Consider the following 2,362-nt stretch of genomic DNA (forward strand, 5'->3'; position numbering starts at 1 on the left):
GGGCGGTCATTGCGTACATCCGCCAGACCTCTGACGCCAAGAAGCCCTTCCCCTTCCCGGCGGAAAAGTACTGGGAAGCGGTAGAGCTGCTCAAGGCCCGAGCGGGGGCGGTCGAACAGGCATCCGAGGTCGAGACCGACGACGTGGCTCACCTGGAAGCCGAAGCCGCTTTGCGCGCTAACAGATGGAGCAAGGGCGGACGGACCGAATGGGACGCCAACATCGGATTCGGAGGAGACCCAGAGAACGGGCTGATCCGGTTTGCTGGCACTCTCCCCGAGGTCGGCAGCGAGGTCCTCACCTGGGACACCCCCAGCAGCATGCGGACTGTCGATGCTGAGTGCCGTCTGGACATCAGCGCAGCCAACTCCTACCTCGAGAACGACCCTGAACTGCAGCGTGGAGGTACCAAGTGAGCACGGGCGACGTCCGGCGGGCACAGCTCGTGTCCCCCTTCGGGGTGGGCGCGATGAGCATGCTCGTCAACGGCACCGCGGTCATCACCGCTGGACTGGACCACTGGTACCCGACAGTCAAGGAAGACCCGAACTACGAACCTGCTGAGTTCCAGACGCATGACTGGCGGCTGGAGAAGCAGCTACAGGTCTCCGAGTTCCGCCTCCCCCCGGACTTCCGGCCCTACTTCAAGGGCGGCAGCGACACCAGGAACACCGGGCTCAAGGTCCCTGCGCTCAGGTTTCCGCTGGTGCACTTCTGCACGTTCTGTCGGCGCCTGGAGGCCAGCACTCCGAACCGGACGACCCGCATGGAGTGCCCGGATCCCAAGCACGCAGACTGGAAGCGACGCCCGCGCATGGCGCAGGTCCCGTTCGTCATGGCCTGTCCCAAGGGACACCTCGCAGACTTCCCCTTCTCCGAGTGGGTGCACAAGAGCCTGCGTCCGACCTGCAACAAGACCCTCAGGCTGCGCTCCTATGGAGGTGGCCTCGATGGACAGGTCGTGGAGTGCGAGTGCGGTCGACGCCGCTCTCTCTTGGGAATCATGCAGGGCGGAAGCAAGCAGACCGAGCAGACTCTTCTCACCCGCGACCTGGCTGGCGGTCAGGGCAACGAGTTCCTGTGCAAGGGGGCGGCCCCTTGGCTCGCTCTGGACGGCAACGGCCTGTGCGGACAGCCAGTCCGCGGTGCGCTTCGTGGTGCCGGGAACATCTACTTCCCCAAGGTCGAGTCCTCCATCTACCTGCCTGTAGAGGCCGGTGCGGTGCCAGCTCAGGTCAAGGAGCTCTTGAAGGACCCGAAGGTCCAGAGCATCTTGGAGGACTTCCACGAGGACGCAGAGGAGGACGGAGTTGACGTCGATCCCGTCGCCATGCACCGCAAGCTTCAGCGGCGACTGCCAGAGGAGGTCGTCGGCGACGTGAGCGTCGAAGACGTCCACGCCCTCTACAACGAGCGTTTCGGTATCGGAGGACGAGCTCACGAGGAGATTCCTGCGGGCGATGTCGATCTGCTGACCTCGGACGACAGCTGGCGCTACCCAGAGTACGAGCAGATTCGACAGACTCCTCAGGACGATGACCTCACTGCCAGCGACCCTGGCGTGCACCCTTCGCTTTCGGGTCTGATCAGCCGAGTCCGGTCGGTGGCAACCCTGAGGGAGACGCGAGCACTGCGTGGCTTCACCCGCCTCAACGACACCCCTCTGGGACTCCTCGAGGGCAAGCAGATGCTGCGCCGGAGGACCCTCGACCGAGAGCACGACTGGCTGCCCGCCTACGTGGTCAAGGGTGAAGGCGTCTACCTCGAGCTCGACCCCGACGAACTCCGCGTCTGGGAGGAACGCCCTGAGGTGCAGGCCCGGGCACAGCTGATCAGCGATCACCATGCAGTCGCCGCGTCTGATCGCGGTCTGCTCATGCGAGAGATCCGCCCGCGATTCGTCATGATGCACACGCTCGCTCACCTGCTGATCAACGAGCTCGTCTTCGCCTGCGGCTACAGCTCCGCCTCCCTGCGGGAACGGCTCTACGTCTCTGAGACCTCAGGCAGGGAGATGGCAGGCCTGCTCGTCTACACCGCGGCCGGTGACTCGGAAGGAACGATGGGAGGCCTGGTTCGGATGTCTTCGCCCAACAACCTCCACAAGGTCCTGCAGGCCTCGATCAGCGACGCGACCTGGTGCTCAACCGATCCGGTCTGCATGGACTCCGGAGAGCACGGCCAGGGAACCGACTCCTGCAACCTCGCCGCCTGCCACGGATGCGCGCTGGTTCCAGAGACCAGCTGTGAAGAGTTCAACCGCTTTCTCGACCGTGGCCTGCTAGTCGGCTCCTTCAAGGAACCTGACCTGGGGTTCTTCTCAGGGCTCGTTCGCTGACGTTCTGGGGTGGTAGCCGTCAGC

General features: G+C 64.4%; 1 protein-coding gene and 1 pseudogene. Both read left to right on the forward strand.

Translation table 11 applies throughout. The annotated features are described in order from the left end of the window. Nucleotides 1–416 (forward strand): annotated as a pseudogene (locus tag ACFCZN_RS21180) (helicase); the annotation flags it as partial. Further along, nucleotides 413–2,338 (forward strand): DrmB family protein, encoded by a 1,926-nt coding sequence (gene drmB / locus ACFCZN_RS21185; RefSeq protein ID WP_430558076.1) that lies wholly within the window; start codon nt 413–415, stop codon nt 2,336–2,338. The pseudogene ACFCZN_RS21180 and the gene drmB, both read left to right, overlap by 4 nt. The last annotated feature ends 24 nt before the right edge of the window (nt 2,339–2,362 follow it).

This window comes from Isoptericola sp. NPDC056134 (genome assembly GCF_042264825.1).
Classification (GTDB): domain Bacteria; phylum Actinomycetota; class Actinomycetes; order Actinomycetales; family Cellulomonadaceae; genus Isoptericola; species Isoptericola nanjingensis.